Genomic DNA, 20,766 nt, shown 5'->3' on the forward strand with positions numbered 1-20,766 from the left:
GCTCCCGGTGACCGGGAGCCGAGCCCCTCATGCGTGAGTGCGTCGGTGGCCGAACGCGCCTGGATCAGTCGGATCAGACGGATCAGACGGCGAGCTTGACCATGTCCGCCTGCGGACCCTTCTGCCCCTGCGAGATCTCGAATTCGACTCGCTGACCTTCTTCAAGGGTGCGGTATCCGTCCATCTGGATCGCGCTGTAGTGGACGAAAACATCCGCACCACCGTCGACCGCGATGAAGCCGTACCCCTTCTCCGCGTTGAACCACTTGACGGTGCCCTGAGCCATGCCTAACTCCCCTATTACTGGCCCTTGCGCAGATCCGCACTTCGCGGACCCGGGTCAGACCTCCACCCCAGCAGGAGGGGTGTGCGCCGGAACGCGTCGACCGCGGCTGAATGTATCTGCCCAACTGCCCTCTGCAACAGGTCAGTCGGACGAGAAATCTGGGCAGGACCGAACGACCGATCCAGCTGATTCCATGGAATTCCGGGGCAAGTCGGGCCCGGCAAATGACACCTAAGTGGCAATTCGATCACGCAGGTTGGCCGCATTCTTACGGAACTCGAAGGCATTCACGCGCGGCCGGCGGAGGGGGCTTCCCAGACTCTATCGCGCTCAACCATGCAGAATTGCCCCCTCCGCTTCTCGGGCGGAGGGGGCAATCAGGTAACTGCGGGTAAATCCTTGGGGAAAGATCCTTGGCAAGAGATCCCCGGGGAGAGATCAGCCGCCGGCGACCGCGGGGATGATCGACACGCCCGCACCCTCCGGCGTGGCCGTCTCCAGACCCTGCTCGAACCGGACGTCGTCGTCGTTCACGTACACGTTGACGAACCGGCGCAGCTTGCCCTGGTCGTCCAGGACGCGGGCCGCGATACCGGTGTGGTTCTTCTCGAGGTCCGCGATGACCTCGGCGAGGGTCGCGCCCTCCGCCGGGACCTCGGCCTGCCCGCCCGTGTACGTACGGAGGATGGTGGGGATGCGGACGTTGACGCTCATGTGTGCAGCCTTCCTTGGGTCTCGGATCTCAGCGATCGTGGCGGGCCAGGCCGGCGTCGCGGAACGCGTCCAGGCTCGGGCGGATGACGGCGGTCGCCTGCGAGGTCTCCGCGACCGCGTCGAGGGTCTTGAGGCCGTCGCCGGTGTTGAGCACGACGGTGGTGAGCGTCGGGTCGAGGACGCCCGCCTCGATCAGCTTCTTCGCCACACCCACCGTCACGCCACCCGCCGTCTCGGCGAAGATGCCCTCGGTCCGGGCCAGCAGCTTGATCGCGTCGACGACCTGCTCGTCGTTCACGTCCTCCACCGCGCCGCCGGTACGGCGGGCGATGTCCAGGACGTACGGTCCGTCGGCCGGGTTGCCGATGGCCAGCGACTTGGCGATGGTGTTCGGCTTCTGGGGGCGCACCACGTCGTGCCCGGCCTTGAAAGCGGCAGAGACCGGCGAGCAGCCCTCCGCCTGGGCACCGAAGATCTTGTACGGCCTGTCCTCGACGAGTCCGAGCCTGATCAGCTCCTGCAGCCCCTTGTCGATCTTCGTGAGCTGCGAGCCCGACGCGATCGGCACGACGAGCTGGTCCGGCAGCCGCCAGCCGAGCTGCTCGCAGATCTCGTACGCCAGGGTCTTGGAGCCCTCGGCGTAGTACGGGCGGAGGTTGACGTTGACGAAGCCCCAGCCGTCGCCCAGCGGGTCGCCGATGAGCTCGGAGCAGAAGCGGTTCACGTCGTCGTAGTTGCCCTCGATGCCGACGAGCTCCCCGCCGTACACCGCGGCCATGACGACCTTGCCCTGCTCCAGGTCGTGCGGGATGAACACGCAGGAACGGAACCCGGCCCGCGCGGCGGCGGCGCCGACCGCGCCCGCGAGGTTGCCGGTGGAGGAGCAGGACAGGGTGGTGAAGCCGAAGGCACGGGCGGCCTCGAGGGCCTGGGCGACGACGCGGTCCTTGAAGGAGTGCGTCGGGTTGCCGGAGTCGTCCTTGATGAAGAGACCGCCGGTGACACCCAGTTCACGGGCGAGGTTGTCGGCCTTGACGAGCTGGGTCCAGCCCGGGTTCAGATTCGGCTTGTCGGCCACGTCGGCGGGGACGGGCAGCAGCGGGGCGTAGCGCCAGATGTTGGCCGGGCCGGCCTCGATCTGCTTCCGCAGCTCTTCGGGGCTGCCGCTCGGGAGGTCGTATGCGACTTCGAGCGGCCCGAAACACTCCGCACACGCGAAGATGGGGCCGAGTTCGAAACGCTGTCCGCATTCCCGGCAGGCGAGGGCGGTGGCGGGGCCGAGGTCCACTGAGGTGGACGCGGTGGCGGAGGTGCTTGCGACGGTCTGCGCAGCCATGATGGCGAGGCCCTTTCTCCTCATCTTCCTTGTGACGCATTTCGCCACAAGACGGAATTGGCACCTTCCCCACCGTGACCTCGCGGTCGGCGGGAGGGTTGCCGGGGCTTCAACGGGCCGTTCCCTCTGCCCCTCTGGATGAGCGGTATGGCTCCGGACGTGCGGTCCGGGCGTTTGTGTGCGTGGACCCCCGAGATGCGAGGGTCGTTCGCGTTGTTCAAGACTGTAACCGAAGCCCCGGACGGTTGAGACAGTCGTCCGAACGGCGAGATGGATCACACGACCACTGTTCACCGCCTGTTTGTCGACTGCCGAGGGAGACGCGAAGTGCTCGATGAGGTGGCCCGCTGGCTGAGCCGGCGCTCCTGGTCCGCGTCCGACCGCTCCCTCGACCGGCTGATATCCGCCAAGGTCAGGCAGGGTACGACGGTCAGTGTCGTGCTTCCCGCGCTGAACGAGGAAGCGACGGTCGGCGACATCGTCACGATCATCCGCCGCGAACTCATGGAGAACGTCCCGCTCGTCGACGAGCTGGTCGTCGTCGACTCCGCCTCCAGCGACCGCACGTCCGAGGTCGCCGCGGCCGCGGGCGCCCGCGTGGTGCACCGCGACGCGATCCTGCCCGGCCTGCCCGCCGTGGCCGGCAAGGGCGAGGTGCTGTGGCGGTCGCTGCTGGTGACCGGCGGTGACATCGTCTGCTTCTGCGACTCGGACCTGCGCGACTTCTCGCCCGACTTCGTCTCCGGCATCGTCGGACCGCTGCTGACCGAGCCGGAGGTCCAGTTCGTCAAGGCCATGTACGACCGCCCTCTCGGCGGTGGCGCCGCCCCCGGCCCCGACGGGGCGCCCGCCCAGGGCGGACGGGTGACCGAGCTGGTGGCCCGGCCGCTGCTCAATCTGCACTGGCCGCAGCTGGCCGGCTTCGTCCAGCCGCTCGGCGGCGAGTACGCGGCGCGGCGCTCGCTGCTGGAACGCCTCCCGTTCCCGGTCGGGTACGGGGTGGAGCTGGGCCTGCTGGTCGACTCGCTGAACCTGGTCGGCCTCGACGCCCTGGCCCAGGTCGACGTCGGCACCCGCAAACACCGCCACCAGGACGGACAGGCGCTCGGGAGAATGGCCGCGACGATCTACCGCACCGCGCAACTGCGGCTGTCCCGGCCGCACTTGGTACGGCCGTCGATCACCCAGTTCGACCGGGTCGGGAACGGCTTCGCCCCCCGGACCTACCCGGTGGACACGGAGGAGCGTCCGCCGATGCTCGAGATCGGTGAGTACGCGGCGCGTCGCGCGGCATAAGCGGAGCATTCCAGTCATTTTGCCTAGATTCCTGACGTATGGGACTTATCGGATTTCTTGCTCCGGCGCGCGGCAGACACCGCAGGCCCACGCCCTTTGCCGCGCACGACCGGCTGACCCGTCTGCTCGGCGTGCTCGCCGTCACGACCGTCACGACCGCCGCGACCCTCGGACCGGCGGGCCCCGCGGCGGCGTCGCAGCACGTGGGGATGGCGCGCACCGGCGCCGCGACGGAACAACTGTGGCTGCTGGGCGGCATCGCCCTGAGCCTCACGGCGGCGGGCCTCGTCGCCCTCGCGGCCACCCGCGACCGCCGGGACCCCTGACACCGGCCCGGACCGACCGCCGGGCCCCTCGGCACCCGGGCGGGACCGCCCCCTAAACCTCTGCCACCCCACCCGCCCCACCGCCACGCCCCCGACACCCGGGCTCTTCCCGCCGGCACGCCCCCAACAGCCGGGCTCTTCCCACCGGCAGTCGCAGAAGACTTCACCGGCGACGGCAAGGCCGACCTCGGTGTGCTCTACCGGTACTCCCCGACCGCGGACGGCAGGAACCGGACCGGCGTATGGACCTTCGCCAGTAACGGCCCTGACTTCGCCGCCCCGGTGAGGCACTGGGACAGCAAGCTCTAGGGACGCACCGGTACGGAGTGCGGCGGCTCAGCGGAGGACCGCCGTGCCCCTTGCCCGGAACCGGACGTACGCACGTTTGAGGGGCAGCGGTACGGGCTAGGTTTCGGCACATGGTCTCCGACGCAGCCCAGATCCTCGTCGCGTCCAACCGCGGCCCAGTTTCGTACGCGCTGAACGAGGACGGAGAACTCGACGCCCGCCGCGGCGGTGGGGGACTCGTCTCCGGCCTGTCGGCCATCGGCTCGAACGCCCGCTCGCTGTGGGTGTGCGCGGCCCTCGGCGACGGTGACCGCGAGGCCGTGCGGCGAGGGCTCGGCGAGCCCGGCGTGCGGATGCTGGACATCCCCGCGGCCGTCCACCACGACGCGTACAACGGCATCGCCAACTCGGTGCTGTGGTTCGTGCATCACATGCTGTACCAGACGCCCCTGGAGCCCGTTTTCGGCCAGGAGTTCCGGCGGCAGTGGGGCGCGTACCGGCTCTACAACCGGGCGTTCGCGGAGGCGCTCGCCGCGGAGGCGGCCGACGACGCGGTGGTGCTGGTGCAGGACTACCACCTGGCGCTGGTGCCCGGGATGCTCCGCGAGCTCCGCCCGGACCTGCGGATCGGGCACTTCTCGCACACCCCGTGGGCACCCCCCGAGTACTTCGCGATGCTCCCGGGCGATGTCGCGGAGGAACTGCTGCTCGGGATGCTCGGCGCGGACCGCCTCGGTTTTCTGACCAAGCGCTGGCTGCGGGCCTTCCAGAGCTGCGCCACGGCCGTGCTGGCCCCGTACGACGGGACGTCGGTGTGGCCGAAGGACAACGAGCCGGCCTTCGAGTTCCGGATGGAGGGCCGCGGCCGCCACCGGACCCGGCTCGGAGTGCACGCGCTCGGGGCCGACGCCGACTTCCTGCGGGAGCGTGCCGCGCGGCCCGACGTCGAGGAGCGCATGGCCGCCCTGCGGGCGCAGACCGGCGAGGGCCGGCGGACGATCGTCCGCGTCGACCGCACGGAACTGTCCAAGAACATCGTGCGCGGTCTGCTGTCCTTCCGGGAGCTGCTGGAGGAGCGGCCCGAGTGGCGTGAACGCGTCGTGCACATCGCACTCGCCTACCCCTCCCGCCAGGATCTCGCGGTCTACCGCGACTACACGGCCGAGGTCTCCCGCGTCGCCGAGGAGATCAACGCGCAGTACGGCACGGACGGCTGGACTCCCGTCGTCGTGCATGTGAAGGACGACTTCGCCCGCTCACTGGCCGCCTACCGGATGGCAGACGTCGCGCTGGTCAACCCGATCAGGGACGGGATGAACCTGGTCGCCAAGGAGGTTCCCGTCGTCACCGACCTCGGCTGCGCCCTGGTGCTGTCACGGGAGGCCGGCGCCCACGAGGAACTCGGCGACGACGCCGTCACCGTCAACCCGTACGACGTGAGCGGCACCGCGGCCGCGCTGCACGAGGCGCTGACGATGGCACCGGACGAGCGGGCCGAACGGTCCAAGCGACTGGCGGCGGCAGCGACCGCGCTGCCGCCGCGGCAGTGGTTCCTCGACCAGCTGAACGCGCTGCGCGAGGCCGGCTAGAGGCGCGACCGGCAAGTGCGCCCGTCGAGGAGCGTTGTCCAGTGCCTGCGATCGCAAGACGGCCGGAGCCCCCGTGGCGGAGCTGCCAGGGCTCTCGGCCGGCGCGAGCGCGCGTGCCGGACGACGCGAGCCGGGAAGGGCACTAAGGGCGGCTGAGGCGCCGCGCCAGGGCCGACAGGAAGTCCGCCAGCTGGGCGGGGCCCGGCAGCAGCAGGTCGGCGCGTTCCGCGAGTTCGGTGACCTCGTTGCCGCTGCACACCAGCAGGCCCGCCATCCCGTCGGAGCGGAGCTTGTCGACGGCCGTGTACGCGGCGAGGTCGCCCAGGTCGTCCCCCGCGTACAGCACGGTCTGCGCACCGCACTCCCGCACGTACTCGGACAGCGCGACGCCCTTGTCGACGCCCGGCGGGCGCAGCTCCAGGACCATCCGGCCCGGTTCCAGGACCAGGCCGTGCCGGGCCGCGAGCGCGGCCAGGGGCTCGCGGAGGGCGTCGAAGGCGGCCTGGGGGTCCGTGGCGCGGCGGGTGTGCACCGCGACGGCACGGCCCTTCTCCTCGATCCAGGTGCCGTGCCAGGCGCCGATGCCGTCGAGGAAGCCGGGGAGTTCGGCGCGCGCGGCCGCGACCCCCGGATGGGGGGCCGGTGCGCGTACGGAGCCGGTGGCGGCGTCCCAGCGCTCCGCGCCGTAGTGGCCGAGGACGACGAGGTGTTCCAGACCCGGCACCCCGGCGAAGCCGCCGTAGCGGACCGCGACGCCGGCCGGGCGGCCCGTGATCACCGCCACGGAGGCGACCTTCGGCGCGAGCGCGGCGAGCGCGGGGACGGCGCGCTCATGGGCGCGCGCCTGCTCGGGGTCGGGCACGATCTCGGCGAGCGTGCCGTCGAAGTCGAGGGCGATCACGGCTCTGCCGGGCCGTTCGAGGAGTGCCGCGAGGCCGTCCCGGCCGGCAGGGGTGGACGGCGTCGGCAGGGAGTCGCTTGCGTCTGCGTACGGGGAGCTGCCCATGCCCCCGACCCTAGCGGCGACTTCTCCTCGCGTCCCTCACACGGCGAAGCCGGTTGACGGTGACCGGGTCGTGGGCGAGGGCGCGCGGATCGTCGAGGAGTGCGTTGAGCAGCTGGTAGTAGCGGACCGGGGAGATGTCGAGCTGCTCCCTGACGGCCCGCTCCTTGGCACCGGGTCCGCGCCAGGAACGCCGTTCCATGGCCAGAACGGCCCGGTCGCGCCCGGACAGCTCCCGGCCGTCGGGACTCCCGTCGCCCGGCCGCCGCTCGCCGCCCGGCCCCGGGTCGTCGGGCTCCTGGTCGTCCGGTCCCCGGTCGTCGGTCATACGGTCCAACATATCGGCGCCTTCTGACGTTCGGACGGCCCCTGTGGACAACGCCCCCACCCCGCCTACTCCGCGGCTTCGGCCGCCCTGGCGTCCTGGGAGATCCGGCTCAGTGTGCGGGCGGGGCTGCCGCCGGGTCCCACGACCTCGCCGATGTTCTTCTTGATGTCCTCGCTGGCCGCGGCCCACGACGTCTTGCCCACCGGCGGCAGCACGGAGCCGGGCAGCACCTCCAGGAACTCCTTGAGGTCCGCGTGCTCCGCGTCGTCCCTCATCGTCTCCTGGGCGGAGACCGTCACCGGCAGCAGGTTGTTCTGGCCCGCGAACTCCAGGACGTTCCGGTCGCTGAAGAGGTAGTCCAGGAACGCGCCGATCTCCTTGCGGTGGCCGTTCTGCTTGAAGCCCATGATCCAGTCGGCGACACCCATCGCCGTCTCCGCCGGGCCGTCCCTGCCGGGCAGCGCCACCGTGCCGACGTCGACGCCGGCCTTCTTGGCGGCCTGCAGCAGCGACGGGTGGCCGTTGAGCATGCCGACCTCGCCGCGGGTGAAGGCGGCGAAGGCGTCCTTGCGGTTGAGCTTCGCGGGAGCGACCGGGCCGGTGAGCCCCTCGTCGACCAGGTTCGCCTTCAGCCACTCGAGGGTCTTGACGTTCTGCGGGGAGTCGATCGCGTATCTGCCCAGCTCGTCGGTGTAACCGCCACCGCCGCTGAGCAGCCACATCATCGTCTCCGCCTGGGCCTCCTCGGGGCCGAGCGGCAGGGCGAAGGGGTAGTCGGCGCCGGTGTTCAGCTTGATCAGCTCGGCGTCGTCCTTCAGCTCGTCCCACGTCTTGGGGACGCCGGTGATCCCGGCGTCCTCGAAGAGGTCCTTGTTGTAGAAGAGCAGCCGGGTGGAGGCGACGAACGGCAGACCGTACAGGGTGCGCTTCATCTCGCCCGCGTCGGTGAGCGGGGGAAGGAAGTTGGACTGGACGGGTATGGAGAGCATCTGGTCGGCCGAGTACAGCTTGCCCGCCGCCGCGTAGTCGGCGTACGCGCCGATCTGGGCGATGTCGGGGGCCTTGCCGGCCTCGACCATCTCGGCGACCTTGCGGTCCACGTCGTTCCACGACTCGATCTGGACCTCGACGTCGATGCCGGGGTTGTCGGCCTCGAAGGCGGCCGTCAGATCCGCCCAGTACTTCTTGCTGCTCTCGCCACCGGCGACGTCGTAGTCGGCGGCCACCAGCTTGAGGGTGACGCCGTCACCCGCACCGCCGGAGGTGCCGCAGCCCGCCAGCGCCACCGTCATTCCGAGTGCGGCGACTGCCGCGGTCACACCCAAGAAACGCCGCTGCACAGCTCTTCCCCACCCTCTGCCACTTGTTTGTCCGTTTGTTCCCGGTCGGTCCCCCGCGACGTCCTGCGAGAGGAGGAGCGATCCTTCCCCACCCCGACCTACAAGGTCTACACCACTGCGGTCTCACTTTCACAACGCCCGCCCGCTCACCGGTCACGAGCCGCCGCGACCGTCGGCCCCGGCCCACCTCACGCGCAGCACGGCCCGCCCCCGAGCCGGGCCCTCGGCCCGCGCGGGCGGGTGCGCGGACCCTCCGCCGGGGCGCGGACCGCCGCGACCGGCCGCCCGTCCGGACTTCGTGCGCCGGTTCGAGGGACACCACCGGTTTGTATGGCATGGCAACAATTTCACGCAGTGGACTAGACCTATTCTGGGTTCACCCGCCAGACTGTTCCCGTGAGACACGTCATCGCCCTCGATGTGGGCGGCACCGGTATGAAAGCCGCCCTGGTCGGGGCGGACGGCACGCTGTTGTACGAGGCGCGGCGCCCGACCGGCCGGGAGCGCGGGGCGGACGCCGTCGTCGAGTCCGTCCTCCGCTTCGCGGAGGATCTGCGCGCCCATGGGCAGCAGCACTTCGGCACGTCCGCCGAGGCCGCCGGCGTCGCCGTGCCCGGCATCGTCGACGCCGAGCAGGGCATCGCCGTCTACGCCGCCAACCTCGGCTGGCGCGACGTCCCGATGCGCGAGCTGCTGAGCCGCAGGCTCGGCTCGGTCCCCGTGGCCCTCGGGCACGACGTCCGCGCCGGCGGCCTCGCGGAGGGCCGCATCGGGGCCGGCCGCGGGGCCGACCGTTTCCTGTTCGTACCGCTCGGCACCGGCATCGCCGGCGCGATCGGCATCGACGGCACCATCGAGGCCGGCGCCCACGGCTGCGCCGGCGAGATCGGCCACGTCGTCGTCCGCCCCGGCGGCCCCGCCTGCGGCTGCGGGCAGCGCGGCTGCCTCGAAACGCTCGCCTCCGCCGCCGCGGTCACCCGCGCCTGGGCCGCCGCGAGCGGCGACCCGGACGCCGACGCCGCAGACTGCGCCAAGGCCGTCGAGGCCGGCGACAAGGAGGCGGCCGAGGTGTGGCAGGTGGCCGTCGACGCGCTCGCCGACGGCCTCGTCATGGCGCTCACCCTCCTGGACCCCCGCACGCTGATCATCGGTGGCGGCCTCGCCGAGGCCGGGGAAACCTTGTTCACACCCCTTCGGGCGGCCGTGGCGGAACGCATCACGTTCCAGAAGCCGCCCACGATCGTCCCGGCGGCCCTCGGAGACACCGCCGGATGCCTGGGCGCAGGGCTGCTCGCCTGGGATCTACTCGCCACGGAGGTAACCGCCTGATGGCCGCCAGCGCCGCTCGCGCCACGAGCACGGTTCACGCCGGACGCCCGCACCACCCGAAGAGCACCGTCCTGGCCGGTGCCCGCGTGGTGCTGCCGACGGGGACCGTCGAAGGCGGACGTGTCGTCGTCGAGGGCACGAAGATCGTCACAGAGGCCCCCGCCGACGCGCCCGTGCACGACCTGTCGGGCCACTGGGTCGTGCCCGGCTTCGTCGACATCCACAACCACGGCGGCGGCGGGGCGTCGTTCACCTCGGGCACCGCGGAGGACGTCCTGCGGGGCGTGCTGACGCACCGGCGGCACGGCACGACCACTCTCGTCGCCTCCACCGTCACCGGCGACATGGACTTCCTCGCCCACCGGGCCGGTTTCCTGTCCGAGCTGGTCGAGCAGGGCGACCTCGCGGGCATCCACTTCGAGGGCCCGTTCATCTCCCCGTGCCGCAAGGGCGCCCACAGCGAGGACCTGCTGCGCGACCCCGACCCGGCCGAGGTCCGCAAGCTGATCGACGCCGCCCGCGGCACCGCCAGGATGGTCACGCTCGCCACCGAACTGCCCGGCGGTATCGACTCCGTGCGGCTGCTGGCCGAACACGGTGTGATCGCCGCGATCGGCCACACGGACGCCACGTACGAGCAGACCCGTGAGGCCATCGAGGCGGGCGCCACGGTCGCCACGCACCTGTTCAACGCGATGCCGGCGCTCGGCCACCGGGCCCCCGGGCCGATCGCCGCCCTGCTCGAGGACGACCGGGTCACGGTCGAGCTGATCAACGACGGCACACATCTGCACCCCGCCGCCCTGGAGCTGGCCTTCCGCAGCGCGGGCGCCGGCCGGGTCGCGTTCATCACGGACGCCATGGACGCGGCCGGTTTCGGCGACGGCCGCTACCAGCTCGGCCCCCTGGAGGTAGAAGTCAGGGACGGCGTCGCCCGGCTGGTCGAGGGCGACTCGATCGCGGGCTCCACGCTCACCCTGGACACCGCCTTCAGACGCGCCGTCACCGTCGACCGCATCCCGGTCGAGGACGTCGTCGCGGCCATTTCGGCCAACCCGGCCAAGCTCCTCGGCGTCTACGACAAGGTCGGCTCGCTGGAGTCCGGCAAGGACGCGGACCTCGTCGTCCTCGACGCCGGCTTCGCCCTCAAGGGCGTCATGCGACGCGGCGAATGGCTCGTCGAGCCCCAAATGGGCTGATCACGCGACACCCCGCGGCAGGCGGTCGGTCACCGGGTCTTGGGCCGACCGCCTTCCGTTTGGCATGATCAGGACCCGTACGAGCACGGCAAGGCGTTCCTCGGGAGTGTGCACAGGTGATCCTCACGGTCACGCTCAACGCCGCCCTCGACATCACGTACAAGGTCGCCGCCCTCACCCCGCACGCCGTCCACCGCGTCACCGAGGTCACCGAACGCCCCGGCGGCAAAGGCGTCAACGTCGCCCGCGTGCTCGCCGCGCTCGGCCACGAGAGCGTCGTCACCGGCTTCGCGGGCGGGCGCACCGGGGCCGTACTGCGCGAGATGCTGGCTCCCCTGGCACCGCACGACGCGCTCGTCGAGGTCGCCGGCACCACCCGCCGCACCCTCGCCGTCGCGGACGACGCGACCGGCGACACCACCCAGCTGAACGAACCGGGCCCGACGATCACCCCCGCCGAGTGGACCGCGTTCCTCTCCTCGTACGACACGCTCCTGCGGGACGCGGAGGCCGTCGCGCTGTGCGGCAGCCTGCCGCCCGGCATCCACGTCGGCGCGTACGCCGAGCTGGTGCGCCGGGCGCGCGCCGCCGACGTGCCGGTGCTCCTCGACACGAGCGGCGAGCCGCTGCGCCGCGGCATCGCCGCCCGCCCCGACCTCGTCAAACCGAACGCCGACGAACTCGCCCGGCTCACCGGCTCCCGCGAGCCGCTGCGCGCCACCCGCGACGCCCGCCGCCGCGGCGCCCACGCGGTCGTCGCCTCCCTCGGCCCCGACGGGCTGCTCGCCGCCACCCCGGACGGCACCTGGCAGGCCACCCCACCCGGGCAGATGAAGGGCAACCCGACTGGCGCGGGCGACTCGGCGGTCGCCGGCCTGCTGTCCGGTCTCGTCGCGGGGCTCCCCTGGCCCGAGCGGCTGTCCCGGGCGGTGGCCCTCTCCGCGGCGACGGTCCTGGCCCCGGCGGCGGGCGAGTTCGACGCAGCGGCCTACGAGGAGCTGCGGGAGCACGTCACGGTGGTCGAGCACACGGTGCCGGCGCCGGGGAAGTGACACCCGAAGACCCGGTGAGACGCCTCGTCCCGGCTCGCGCGGGGCGCGGCCGGGACGGTGACGGGTTCAGGTGAGGGGCGGCTCAGGGGCGCCTGGCGCGCCTCAGCCTTTCTTCTTCTGGCCGGCCTCGAGCCAGACCTGGTCGAGGTACGCCTCGCACTGGTTCCCCTGCTCGCAGGAGATCTTGAGGTCGTTCTTGCCCTTCTCCAGGTTCACGAAGGCGTAGGTGTTGGTCCAGCCCTTCTCCCAGTCGCCTTCCTCCGCCTTCGCGAAGTTCGCCATGTTGATCTCGCGGGGCTCTCCGCCGTTGATCGTCAGGCTGGTCTTGGCGTCCTTGCCGGGCACGCTGTACGTGAGGTACATCGTGTACGCACCGGCCTCCGGCACGTCCACCGACCAGGAGGCCGAGCCGCCGACGCCCTGGAACATCACATACGCGCCGCCGGTGCCCTTGGCGCCCGGCACGATGTCGTCCGCGGCCGCCGCCCCGTCCAGCCTCAGCGTCGCCGCGTCCTGCTTCGGGAGTTCGGCGGGCGCCTCCGGCTTGTCCGAGGAATCCTCGCTGGGCTCGACCGACTCCGCCGCGGGCGGGTTGCCGCCGCCCGCGTTGTCGTCTCCCGCCTTGTCCTTCTCATCGCCGCCGGACATCAGCGCCGCGGCGATGCCGATCACGACGACCGCGACCACCGCTATCGCACCGATCAGCAGGCCCTTGGTGTTGGGGCCGCCGCCGCGGCCGCCGCCGTGACCGCCGTGCCCGTGGCCGCCCTGGGGCGGTACCGGCACCTGACGCGTCTGGGCGGCGGCGCCCGAGTAGGTCTCGGGCGCGGCGTACGCGGCCGTCGTCTGCGGGCTGTAACCGGCCTGCTGGCCGTACGCCTGCTGCTGCGGGACCTGACCGTACTGGCGCTCGCCGACCGTCCGGACCTGGTTGTACGAGGTGCGGGGAACCCCGGGCTGCGCGGCCGGACCCGGGTAGCCGTAGCCGCCCTGGCGGGGCGGCGTGGCGCCCGCCTGCTGCCCGTCGGCATACAGGTAACCGAACGGGTCTTCGTCCTCGGGCGTGCTCGCGCCGTTGTTCGCGGCCGTCATCCCAGTCACTCCTCACCATCTCGCCAGCACAACGCTGACGCGTGGCGAGCCTACCCGGTTCCCTGCACCCCATCGGGTGGCATGCACCTCATCGCGTTCCGCGACCGCCCGGCCACCAGGCCGACTGCCGCCCGGGTGTGATGGGTCACCGCAGGGTGCGGCCGTCATCCGGCCCGGCGGTGCATCTTCGAGCGGGACCGCTTCTCGATGTACATCCTCTGGTCCGCCGACTGCAGGACCTCCTCGACGGACATCCCGCAGCTCGCCCAGCCGATGCCGAAGCTGGCACCCACCCGGACCCCGCGACCGCCGACCCTGATCGGCAGGATGATCGCGTTCCGCAGACGTACGGCCAGGTCGGCGGCGTCCGCCGCGCCGAGGCCGTCCGCCAGGACCACGAACTCGTCGCCGCCGAGCCTCGCGACCGTGTCGCCGTCCCGCACACCGGTGGTGAGCCGGCGCGCGACCTCGACGAGGACGGCGTCCCCGGTCTGGTGCCCGAACCGGTCGTTGATCGACTTGAAGCCGTCCAGGTCGCAGAAGAGGACCGCGAGCCCCTTGGTGCCGTCGTCGACCTCGTCGTCCGGCGCCACGATGTGCACATGGTGGTCGTACGGCCGGGCGCCCACCGCGTCGAAGTCGAAGCCGTCGCCACGGAACACCTGGTAGTTGTCGTACGCGGCGTCGAGCGCCTCGATGTCGGTCGCGTACGCCGCGTGCGGACGCTCGCACAACCGGGAGCTGAGCCGGGCCCGCAGCTCGGCGCTGTTGGGCAGGCCGGTGAGCGCGTCGTGCGAGGCGCGGTGCGCGAGCTGGAGCTCGTGGCGCTTGCGGTCCTCGATGTCCTCGACGTGGGTGAGCAGGAAGCGGGGCCCGTCCGCCGTGTCGGCGACGACCGAGTTCCGCAGGGACACCCATACGTAGGACCCGTCCCTGCGCCCCAGTCTGATCTCGGCGCGCCCGCCCTCGGCGGAGGTGCGCAGCAGGGTGCCCACGTCCTCGGGGTGGACGAGGTCGGCGAAGGAGTAGCGGCGCATCGCGGACGCGGGACGGCCCAGCAGCCGGCAGAGGGCGTCATTGGTGCGCAGCAGCCGGCCGTGCTGGTCGCCGCCCATCTCGGCGATGGCCATGCCGCTGGGCGCGTACTCGAACGCCTGGCGGAAGGACTCCTCGCTGGCGCGCAGCGCCTGCTGCTCGCGTTCGAGGCGGACCAGGGCGCGCTGCATGTTGGCGCGAAGTCGCGCGTTGCTGATGGCGATCGCGGCCTGCGACGCGTACATCTGCAGCGCCTCCTGACCCCAGGGGCCGGGGTGGCGGCCGTTGCGCGGACGGTCGACGGATATCACGCCGAGCAGTTCGCGCCCGCCGCCGGAGGCGTACATGGGGGCGTAGAGACGGTCCTGCGGGTGCCACTCGTCCTCGAAGCGGGGCTCGGGACCGTCGGTGTGCCACTGGGGCACGTCGTCCTCGATGAGCACCCAGCCCTCGGTGTGCGGGATGAAGCGCAGGTCGCCCCACGCCTCGCCCATCGACAGGCGGCGGTCCCAGGACGCCCGGGAGCCGACCCGGCCGGTGATCAGCGCCTCAGCGGCGGCACTCCCGGCGAACGCGGCCACGACGAGGTCGCCGTCGGGGCGGACGAGGTTGACGCAGGCCAGTTCGTAACCCAGCCCGACGACGATTCCGTCGGCGACGGTCTGCAGGGTGTCGGCCAGGCTACGGGCCGTGTTGAGCTCCGCGACGACCCGGTGCAGCTGCCGCAGGGTCGCAAGACGGACATAGGGCTCCGACTCGGTCTCCATTGCTCGCTCTCCCCGAGACCTCGACAGCAAACTCCAGGGCGTCTGATTGGCGTACTTGTAGCGGTATCCCGGCCACTGAATCACAGCGAGCAGCCCGCTCGGTACACAGGGTCAACAATTACCGCCCTCTGTGACTCAAGTCACATGGGATGATGAAGGGTCAGACAGGGCGGGTGTCTGAACCCCGGCCCCAGGCGTCAATTATTGAACGTCAATTATTGAACACGGAACCGTCGAGTCGTACCGATGGTTACGCATGCTCGTGGGGCCGTGGTCCTAGGACCAGGCTGGTCCCAGCGGCCGATGCGGGGACGGAACGGCCGACCTTAGCGTTCGTTGTATGTTGCAGACGACCCTCGCACCGACCGCGTCCGCCATCCCCCATCCTGAGGGGGTGAGCAACGAGGAATTCCGTGCCGCCATGTCCCGGCTGGCCGCCGGCGTGGTGCTGGTGACCGCACACGACGCCGACCACGGGCCGCGCGGCGAGGACGCCGGGATGACGGCCACGGCCTTCATGTCCGTCTCGCTCGATCCCCCGCTGGTCCTCATCAGTCTGCGCAACGGCTCCCGCATGGACGACCTGCTCGCCGAACAGCCGATGTGGGGTGTGTCCGTGCTCGCGGAGAGCCAGCGGCAGGTCGCCGGGCGCTTCGCGATGAAGGGGCGACTCAGCGACCGCCTGCTCTTCGACGACCTGCCCCACGAGCGGGGCGAGGTGTGCGGGGCGCCGCTGGTCACGGGTGCGCTCGCGACGCTGGAGTGCCGCACGGAGCAACGGGTGGAGGCGGGCGACCACACGCTGGTGATCGGCCGCGTGCTGAAGGCGGGCCTCACCGACCAGGTGGCGGGACCGCTCACCTACTTCCGGGGCCGGTACCGGCACCTGGGGTGAGGCTCCCGGCATCTGGGGCCGGGCGCACGACGTCTGAGGGTGAGGCTGCCGGCATCTGGGGCCGGGCTCCCGGCATCTGGGGGCCGGGCTCCCGGGCGCTCCGGGGCGGCACGGCTCGTGACGCGTCGCACGACGAGCGCGGTCGCGGGGCTCGCTACCAGTCGCGGCCCGAGCGACCGCGCTTCCGCTCCGCTCGGTGCTTCTTCTCCCGCAGCCGGCGCTCGTTGATGCCCCGCGGGATCTTCGTCGGCCGGCGCGGACGCGGCGGCGGGGCGGTCGCCTCGGCCAGCAGCGAGGCCAGCCGCACCGCCGCGGTCTCACGGTTGCGCCACTGAGAGCGGTGCTCCGAGGCGCGTACGGCGATCACACCGCCCACGAGCCGGGCCGCGAGCCGCTCCAGCGCGCGTTCCTTCCAGACCGGCGGCAGCGCCTCCGACCTCGCCAGGTCGAAGCGGAGTTCCACCTGCGAGTCGCTGGTGTTGACATGCTGCCCGCCGGGCCCCGAGGACCGGGAGAAACGCCACATGAGCTCCGCCTCCGGCAGGGAGACGGAACCGCGGATGATGTAGGGCCCGGACATGACACCCATGGTCCCGTGTACGTCAGTGTCCGTCACCCTCTTTTCGGCGGGATGGAACCTGGAGGTCCCCTCCCCGCGTTATGGCCTGTGACGGTAGCTTCGGGAGGACCCGCAAGCCCGCAGTAACGAAACGAAGGGGACTTCCCAATGGCAGTAAGCCTGTCCAAGGGCGGCAACGTCTCGCTCACCAAGGAGGCTCCGGGCCTGACCGCCGTCACCGTCGGCCTCGGCTGGGACGTCCGCACCACCACCGGCACGGACTTCGACCTCGACGCCTCCGCGATCGGTGTGAACCCCGCGGGCAAGGTCGCCTCCGACGCCCACTTCGTCTTCTTCAACAACAAGGCGACGCCGGACCAGACCATCGTCCACACCGGCGACAACCGCACCGGCGAGGGCGGCGGCGACGACGAGCAGATCAACGTCAACCTGGCCGGTCTGCCGGCCGACGTCGACAAGATCGTCTTCCCGGTCTCGATCTACGACGCCGTCAGCCGCAGCCAGAACTTCGGCCAGGTGCGGAACGCCTACATCCGCATCGTCAACCAGGCCGGCGGCGCCGAGATCGCCCGCTACGACCTGAGCGAGGACGCCGCCACCGAGACCGCGATGGTCTTCGGCGAGCTCTACCGCAACGGCGCGGAGTGGAAGTTCCGCGCCGTGGGCCAGGGTTACGCCTCCGGACTCGAGGGCATCGCCCGCGACTTCGGCGTCAACCTCTGACGCAGCCTCACCGAGCAGGGCCCCGGCTCCGGCCGGGGCCCTGCCTCGCACGGGCGTGGCTCCGCCCGTGGGCCCTGCCACGCCCGTGGGTAGGGCCCCAATCCGTGGGCGCAGCCACGGCCGTGGGCAGGGCCAGCACCGTGAGCGACCTCGCCGGTGGGTAGGAACCCAAACCGTGGGCACAGCCACGACCGTGGGCGACGCCCGAACCACGGCCGGAGCCAGGACCGTGCCGGGCGAGGCCCTCAAGGCGCCGCGCCGGCTCAGCGGCCGAGCGCGGCGACGCCCGCGAGGGCGAACTTCTCGTCCAGGTCGCCGCTCGGCGCCCCCGCCACCCCGATACCCGCGACCGGCGCACCCTTGACCTGCACCGGCACACCGCCGCCGAGGAACAGCGTGCCCGGAATGTCCTTCAGGTTCGGAGCCTGCTCCAGGCGCTTCGTCAACTCGGAAGTGGGCGCGTTCCACGACACGGCCGTGTACGCCTTCTTCTCCGCCGACTCGTAGGACTGCGGGCCCGCTCCGTCGCCCCGCAGGGTGACGATCGTGTTGCCGTTGCGGTCGACGACGGCGACGGTGACGCGCTGGTTCTCCTTCTCGGCAGCGTCGAGGGCGGCCTTCGCGGCCTTGGTGGCGGCGCCGATCGTCAGATGCGTGGTCTGCTGGAGGCTGCGGTTCGAGACATCGGCGGTGACGGCGGCCCTGGTCTCCGCGGCCGGGGCGGAGGCATTCGCCGAAACCGCGCCGAACGCACCGGCGGCGACGACGGCGGCGGTGACGGCACCGATCATGATCTTCTTCATCTGGGGTGGCTCCTCGAGAGGGCGGCTGATCCGCCGCGGTTGTCGTTCCGCCATCGATCCTCCGGCCGCGCGGCGCCCCGCTCGGTCCACGTTCCGGCTGCCGCTGCCGCGCATGATGGACGACAAAGGGGTCGGCCGATCGGTTGATGCCCGCGTGGTCCCGGCGGGCCACCATGAACAGGCAGGCCCGGGCCCGCCGGCCAGGCAGCCCGGGCGGACCGGCCCGTACAGAGAGGCAGGCCCGGGTGGACGGGCCCCCTGCAGACGCAGGCCGGGCCCTGGCGGACACGGGCCCCGCCCGGGCTGACGAGCAAGGAGGCGGTGGTGCAGCGGGAGCACGTCCCGGAGAATCAGGACGCCGACGAGCGGGTCACCGACGAGCGGGACCCCGACGCCCGCTGGCTGGCCCGGGTGATGCACACGGCGTTCTTCCTGCTGCTCGGTGCCTCCCTCGCCCGCTATCTGCTGCGCCACCCCTGGGAGTTCCGCTCCCCGTGGATCATCGGCCTCTCCGCGGCGCTCGCCGTCCTCTACACGGTCGGCCCGGTGTTCGGACCTCGTGCCACACCCCGCCGGCTGCTGTGGCTGTTCACCGTCGTGGCCGTCTGGGTCGTCCTCGTGGTTCTCGCACCGAGCTTCGCCTGGTGCGCCGTCCCCCTCCTCTACACCGGGCTGCGCGCCCTGCCGACCCGCGCGGCGATCGCTCTCGTCACTCTGCTCACGCTGTTCGTCGTCGCCGCCCAGTTGCAGCTCGCGGACGGCGGCTTCGACCCGAACCTGGTCCTCGCCCCGCCCTCCGTCGCCGCGGTGGCGACCGCCGTCTTCGTCCACGCCGAGCGGCTCGCGGAACGCCGACGGGCGCTCATCGACGACCTCGTACGGACCCGCCGCGAACTCGCCGCCACCGAACGGCGGGAGGGAACCCTCGCCGAACGGCAGCGGCTGTCCATGGAGATCCACGACACCCTGGCCCAGAGTCTGTCCAGTCAGCAGATGCTGCTCCAGGCCGCCGACCGCACCTGGGACACCGATCCCTCGACGGCACGCGGCCACGTCCGCACCGCCGAATCGATCGCCGAGCGCAGTCTCGCCGAGGCCCGCCGGTTCGTCCACGACCTCGCCCCGGCGGACCTCGCGGAGGGCGGGAGTCTTCCGCAGGCGCTGCGCACCCTTGCGGCACGGGAGACGACCGCCACGCTCACGGTGCGTTTCCACCTCGACGGGCCCGACGTGCCGCTGCCGCAGCCGGCCCAGTCGGCGCTGCTGCGGATCGCGCAGGGCGCGCTGGCGAACGTACGGGAGCACGCGGACGCGAGCACCGCGACGCTCACGCTCACCGTCCTCGACGACCAGGTCGTCCTGGACGTCGCGGACGACGGCCGCGGTTTCGACCCCGGTGCCGCCCGGCCCGGCGCGGCGCGGGCCGAGGGCCCGCGCGGGCACGGCCTGCCCGCGATCCGGGCCCGTACGGACCAGCTCGGCGGCACCCTCACCATCGAGTCCGCACCCGGCGAAGGCACCGTGCTGTCCGCCGCGATCCCGTTGGAGGCCGGCTCATGACCGCCGTACGCATCCTGCTCTGCGACGACCACGCCGTCGTACGCGCCGGGCTGCTCGCCCTGATCGGCAGCGAGGCCGACATCGAAGTCGTCGGTGAGGCCGGCAGCGGCGAGGAGGCCGTCGCCATGGCCGCCAAGTTGCAGCCGGACGTCGTCCTGGTGGACCTTCAGCTGGGCGCGGGCATCGACGGCGTCGAGGCGACCCGCCGCATCGCCTCGCCCGACGTCCATGTGCTGGTCCTGACCACGTACGACACGGACGCCGACATCACCCGCGCCATCGAGGCGGGCGCGACGGGCTACCTCCTCAAGGCCGAGCGGCCTGAGGAGCTGTTCGCCGCGATCCGCGCGGCCTCGCAGGGCCGTACCGCGCTCTCCGCGCCCGTCGCGAGCCGCGTCATGGACCGTATGCGCGGGGCCGCCGGGCCGTCGCTGACCGACCGGGAACGCGACATCCTCGGCCAGCTCGCCCACGGCCTCGGCAACCGCGAGATCGCCCGAGCCCTGTTCATCAGCGAGGCGACCGTGAAGACGCACCTCGGCCGTATCTACGCCAAACTCGGCGTCGACACCCGCGCCGGCGCGGTCGCCGTCGCCAAGGAGCAGAGACTGCTGCCCTGACATACGCCCCGGGCCGGCCGTTCTCCGCCGGGCGGCGGAGCAGGACCACCACACGGGGCGAGGCGGCGAGGCACCCACCGCCCCCAGGCTGTATGCCATGACCCCAACAGGCTCCGCCGCTGTCGCCGCCCCGGTCGTCTCCCCCGCCCCCCGCTGGGCCCGCCGCTCCGCCCACGCGATCGCACTGTGCGCACTCCCCTCGGGCCTCTGGCGCATCGCCATGGCGAGCGGCATCGACGTCGGCTACAGCGACCAGGTCCTGCGCGACGCCTTCGGCATCCCCGGCTGGGGCATCGCCTACGTCGTGGGCCTCGCCGTCGTCTCCGAGCTCGCCGCCCTGTTCCCCCTGCTCCTCGTCAGCGACCGGTGGCAGCCGCTGCGCCCGCGTACACTCGCCGCCCTCGCCCGGGCCGCGTCCGCGCTGACGATCGTCTTCGCACTGTCGCAGCTGGTGGTCCTGTTCACCGTGGACAGCCGGACCTGCTTGTCGGACACCGCCGAGACCGTCTGGGCCCTCTTCTTCGGACCACTCGCCGCCGTCCCCTTCCTCCTGACCGCCGTCACCTGGTCGTACAGCAAGCGCCGCCGGGCATGACACCATCGAC

General features: G+C 71.8%; 21 protein-coding genes and 1 riboswitch. Of the genes, 11 read left to right on the forward strand and 10 right to left on the reverse strand.

The features are described from left to right. Positions 1-82: 82 nt before the first annotated feature. From AB0903_RS09900 to thrC, 3 genes are all read right to left on the reverse strand, one after another. Positions 83-286, reverse strand: a complete 204-nt coding sequence (locus tag AB0903_RS09900; protein ID WP_005315736.1) for a cold-shock protein — start codon at positions 284-286, stop codon at positions 83-85. A gap of 438 nt (positions 287-724) precedes the next feature. Continuing rightward, positions 725-1,000 (reverse strand): MoaD/ThiS family protein, encoded by a 276-nt coding sequence (locus tag AB0903_RS09905; RefSeq protein ID WP_264244768.1) that lies wholly within the window; start codon positions 998-1,000, stop codon positions 725-727. A gap of 28 nt (positions 1,001-1,028) precedes the next feature. Continuing rightward, positions 1,029-2,336 (reverse strand): threonine synthase, encoded by a 1,308-nt coding sequence (gene thrC / locus AB0903_RS09910; RefSeq protein WP_366700837.1) that lies wholly within the window; start codon positions 2,334-2,336, stop codon positions 1,029-1,031. Positions 2,337-2,353: 17 nt separating this feature from the next. After that, positions 2,354-2,481, reverse strand: a riboswitch (SAM riboswitch). A gap of 182 nt (positions 2,482-2,663) precedes the next feature. Here thrC and AB0903_RS09915 point away from each other — a divergent pair. The 3 genes from AB0903_RS09915 (at position 2,664) to AB0903_RS09925 (ending at position 5,835) form a co-directional block, all read left to right on the forward strand. Then, positions 2,664-3,632, forward strand: coding sequence for a glucosyl-3-phosphoglycerate synthase (locus AB0903_RS09915; RefSeq protein WP_366700839.1), 969 nt, complete (start codon positions 2,664-2,666; stop codon positions 3,630-3,632). Between the two features lie 38 nt (positions 3,633-3,670). Beyond that, positions 3,671-3,958 (forward strand): hypothetical protein, encoded by a 288-nt coding sequence (locus tag AB0903_RS09920; RefSeq protein ID WP_366700841.1) that lies wholly within the window; start codon positions 3,671-3,673, stop codon positions 3,956-3,958. A gap of 419 nt (positions 3,959-4,377) precedes the next feature. Beyond that, positions 4,378-5,835: a trehalose-6-phosphate synthase gene (locus tag AB0903_RS09925; protein ID WP_366700843.1), complete on the forward strand. Its 1,458-nt coding sequence runs from the start codon at positions 4,378-4,380 to the stop codon at positions 5,833-5,835. A 142-nt stretch (positions 5,836-5,977) separates the two neighbouring features. On the opposite strand, the gene otsB is transcribed toward AB0903_RS09925, so the two are convergent. The 3 genes from otsB to AB0903_RS09940 all read right to left on the reverse strand — a co-directional run bounded on the left by otsB (position 5,978) and on the right by AB0903_RS09940 (position 8,458). Next, positions 5,978-6,841 (reverse strand): trehalose-phosphatase, encoded by an 864-nt coding sequence (otsB, locus tag AB0903_RS09930; RefSeq protein WP_366700845.1) that lies wholly within the window; start codon positions 6,839-6,841, stop codon positions 5,978-5,980. Positions 6,842-6,851: 10 nt separating this feature from the next. After that, a complete protein-coding gene (locus AB0903_RS09935) occupies positions 6,852-7,166 on the reverse strand; it encodes a DUF3263 domain-containing protein (RefSeq protein WP_366700847.1) in 315 nt (104 codons plus the stop codon). Positions 7,167-7,231: 65 nt separating this feature from the next. Further along, entirely contained in the window at positions 7,232-8,458 is a 1,227-nt protein-coding gene (locus AB0903_RS09940) for an extracellular solute-binding protein (RefSeq protein WP_366700905.1), read from the reverse strand. 444 nt (positions 8,459-8,902) lie between these two features. Here AB0903_RS09940 and AB0903_RS09945 point away from each other — a divergent pair, with 444 nt between their 5' ends. The 3 genes from AB0903_RS09945 (at position 8,903) to AB0903_RS09955 (ending at position 12,086) form a co-directional block, all read left to right on the forward strand. After that, on the forward strand, positions 8,903-9,835 hold the full coding sequence (locus AB0903_RS09945) for an ROK family protein (RefSeq protein ID WP_366700849.1): 933 nt from the start codon (positions 8,903-8,905) through the stop codon (positions 9,833-9,835). Further along, the gene (gene nagA / locus AB0903_RS09950) at positions 9,835-11,034 is read left to right on the forward strand and encodes an N-acetylglucosamine-6-phosphate deacetylase (protein WP_366700851.1); all 1,200 of its coding nucleotides are present in this window, start codon (positions 9,835-9,837) and stop codon (positions 11,032-11,034) included. The genes AB0903_RS09945 and nagA overlap by 1 nt, the downstream gene beginning before the upstream one ends. Before the next feature lie 116 nt (positions 11,035-11,150). Next, positions 11,151-12,086, forward strand: coding sequence for a 1-phosphofructokinase family hexose kinase (locus AB0903_RS09955; protein WP_366700853.1), 936 nt, complete (start codon positions 11,151-11,153; stop codon positions 12,084-12,086). 102 nt (positions 12,087-12,188) lie between these two features. On the opposite strand, the gene AB0903_RS09960 is transcribed toward AB0903_RS09955, so the two are convergent. Together AB0903_RS09960 and cdgB are read right to left on the reverse strand one after the other, a co-directional pair. Next, positions 12,189-13,178 (reverse strand): carbohydrate-binding protein, encoded by a 990-nt coding sequence (locus AB0903_RS09960; RefSeq protein WP_366700855.1) that lies wholly within the window; start codon positions 13,176-13,178, stop codon positions 12,189-12,191. A gap of 164 nt (positions 13,179-13,342) precedes the next feature. Then, positions 13,343-14,980, reverse strand: a complete 1,638-nt coding sequence (cdgB, locus tag AB0903_RS09965; RefSeq protein WP_366700857.1) for a diguanylate cyclase CdgB — start codon at positions 14,978-14,980, stop codon at positions 13,343-13,345. A gap of 340 nt (positions 14,981-15,320) precedes the next feature. On the opposite strand from cdgB, the gene AB0903_RS09970 reads away from it, so the two are divergent. After that, positions 15,321-15,875, forward strand: a complete 555-nt coding sequence (locus tag AB0903_RS09970; RefSeq protein WP_366700859.1) for a flavin reductase family protein — start codon at positions 15,321-15,323, stop codon at positions 15,873-15,875. A gap of 154 nt (positions 15,876-16,029) precedes the next feature. Here the strand turns inward: AB0903_RS09970 and arfB are convergent, their stop codons facing one another. Further along, positions 16,030-16,464 carry an alternative ribosome rescue aminoacyl-tRNA hydrolase ArfB gene (gene arfB, locus AB0903_RS09975; protein WP_366700907.1) on the reverse strand — a complete coding sequence of 145 codons (435 nt, stop codon included), beginning with the start codon at positions 16,462-16,464 and terminating at the stop codon, positions 16,030-16,032. 138 nt (positions 16,465-16,602) lie between these two features. Here arfB and AB0903_RS09980 point away from each other — a divergent pair, with 138 nt between their 5' ends. Then, positions 16,603-17,178 (forward strand): TerD family protein, encoded by a 576-nt coding sequence (locus AB0903_RS09980; protein ID WP_366700861.1) that lies wholly within the window; start codon positions 16,603-16,605, stop codon positions 17,176-17,178. Positions 17,179-17,441: 263 nt separating this feature from the next. Here AB0903_RS09980 and AB0903_RS09985 read toward each other — a convergent pair whose 3' ends face one another. Then, positions 17,442-17,981, reverse strand: a complete 540-nt coding sequence (locus AB0903_RS09985) for a heme-binding protein (RefSeq protein ID WP_366700863.1) — start codon at positions 17,979-17,981, stop codon at positions 17,442-17,444. Positions 17,982-18,395: 414 nt separating this feature from the next. Between AB0903_RS09985 and AB0903_RS09990 the strand changes: the two genes are divergently transcribed. From AB0903_RS09990 to AB0903_RS10000, 3 genes are all read left to right on the forward strand, one after another. After that, the gene (locus tag AB0903_RS09990) at positions 18,396-19,541 is read left to right on the forward strand and encodes a sensor histidine kinase (protein WP_366700909.1); all 1,146 of its coding nucleotides are present in this window, start codon (positions 18,396-18,398) and stop codon (positions 19,539-19,541) included. Then, positions 19,538-20,161: a response regulator transcription factor gene (locus AB0903_RS09995; protein ID WP_366700865.1), complete on the forward strand. Its 624-nt coding sequence runs from the start codon at positions 19,538-19,540 to the stop codon at positions 20,159-20,161. Before AB0903_RS09990 ends, AB0903_RS09995 begins: the two co-directional genes overlap by 4 nt. Positions 20,162-20,258: 97 nt before the next feature. Continuing rightward, a complete protein-coding gene (locus AB0903_RS10000) occupies positions 20,259-20,756 on the forward strand; it encodes a hypothetical protein (RefSeq protein WP_366700867.1) in 498 nt (165 codons plus the stop codon). Positions 20,757-20,766 lie beyond the last annotated feature (10 nt).

The sequence above is a fragment of the Streptomyces sp. NPDC048389 genome (assembly GCF_040706335.1).
GTDB lineage: Bacteria > Actinomycetota > Actinomycetes > Streptomycetales > Streptomycetaceae > Streptomyces.

Excerpts from the sequence above, each read along its gene's own strand:
- AB0903_RS09900 (WP_005315736.1), bottom strand. The coding sequence starts at position 286 with ATGGCTCAGGGCACCGTCAAGTGGTTCAACGCGGAGAAGGGGTACGGC.
- AB0903_RS09985 (WP_366700863.1), bottom strand. The coding sequence starts at position 17,981 with ATGAAGAAGATCATGATCGGTGCCGTCACCGCCGCCGTCGTCGCCGCC.
- AB0903_RS09925 (WP_366700843.1), top strand. The coding sequence starts at position 4,378 with ATGGTCTCCGACGCAGCCCAGATCCTCGTCGCGTCCAACCGCGGCCCA.
- AB0903_RS09920 (WP_366700841.1), top strand. The coding sequence starts at position 3,671 with ATGGGACTTATCGGATTTCTTGCTCCGGCGCGCGGCAGACACCGCAGG.
- AB0903_RS09980 (WP_366700861.1), top strand. The coding sequence starts at position 16,603 with ATGGCAGTAAGCCTGTCCAAGGGCGGCAACGTCTCGCTCACCAAGGAG.
- AB0903_RS09995 (WP_366700865.1), top strand. The coding sequence starts at position 19,538 with ATGACCGCCGTACGCATCCTGCTCTGCGACGACCACGCCGTCGTACGC.
- arfB (WP_366700907.1), bottom strand. The coding sequence starts at position 16,464 with ATGGGTGTCATGTCCGGGCCCTACATCATCCGCGGTTCCGTCTCCCTG.
- AB0903_RS09935 (WP_366700847.1), bottom strand. The coding sequence starts at position 7,166 with ATGACCGACGACCGGGGACCGGACGACCAGGAGCCCGACGACCCGGGG.
- nagA (WP_366700851.1), top strand. The coding sequence starts at position 9,835 with ATGGCCGCCAGCGCCGCTCGCGCCACGAGCACGGTTCACGCCGGACGC.
- AB0903_RS09990 (WP_366700909.1), top strand. The coding sequence starts at position 18,396 with ATGCACACGGCGTTCTTCCTGCTGCTCGGTGCCTCCCTCGCCCGCTAT.
- cdgB (WP_366700857.1), bottom strand. The coding sequence starts at position 14,980 with ATGGAGACCGAGTCGGAGCCCTATGTCCGTCTTGCGACCCTGCGGCAG.
- AB0903_RS09960 (WP_366700855.1), bottom strand. The coding sequence starts at position 13,178 with ATGACGGCCGCGAACAACGGCGCGAGCACGCCCGAGGACGAAGACCCG.
- AB0903_RS09905 (WP_264244768.1), bottom strand. The coding sequence starts at position 1,000 with ATGAGCGTCAACGTCCGCATCCCCACCATCCTCCGTACGTACACGGGC.
- AB0903_RS09970 (WP_366700859.1), top strand. The coding sequence starts at position 15,321 with ATGTTGCAGACGACCCTCGCACCGACCGCGTCCGCCATCCCCCATCCT.
- AB0903_RS09940 (WP_366700905.1), bottom strand. The coding sequence starts at position 8,458 with ATGACGGTGGCGCTGGCGGGCTGCGGCACCTCCGGCGGTGCGGGTGAC.
- otsB (WP_366700845.1), bottom strand. The coding sequence starts at position 6,841 with ATGGGCAGCTCCCCGTACGCAGACGCAAGCGACTCCCTGCCGACGCCG.
- thrC (WP_366700837.1), bottom strand. The coding sequence starts at position 2,336 with ATGGCTGCGCAGACCGTCGCAAGCACCTCCGCCACCGCGTCCACCTCA.
- AB0903_RS10000 (WP_366700867.1), top strand. The coding sequence starts at position 20,259 with ATGACCCCAACAGGCTCCGCCGCTGTCGCCGCCCCGGTCGTCTCCCCC.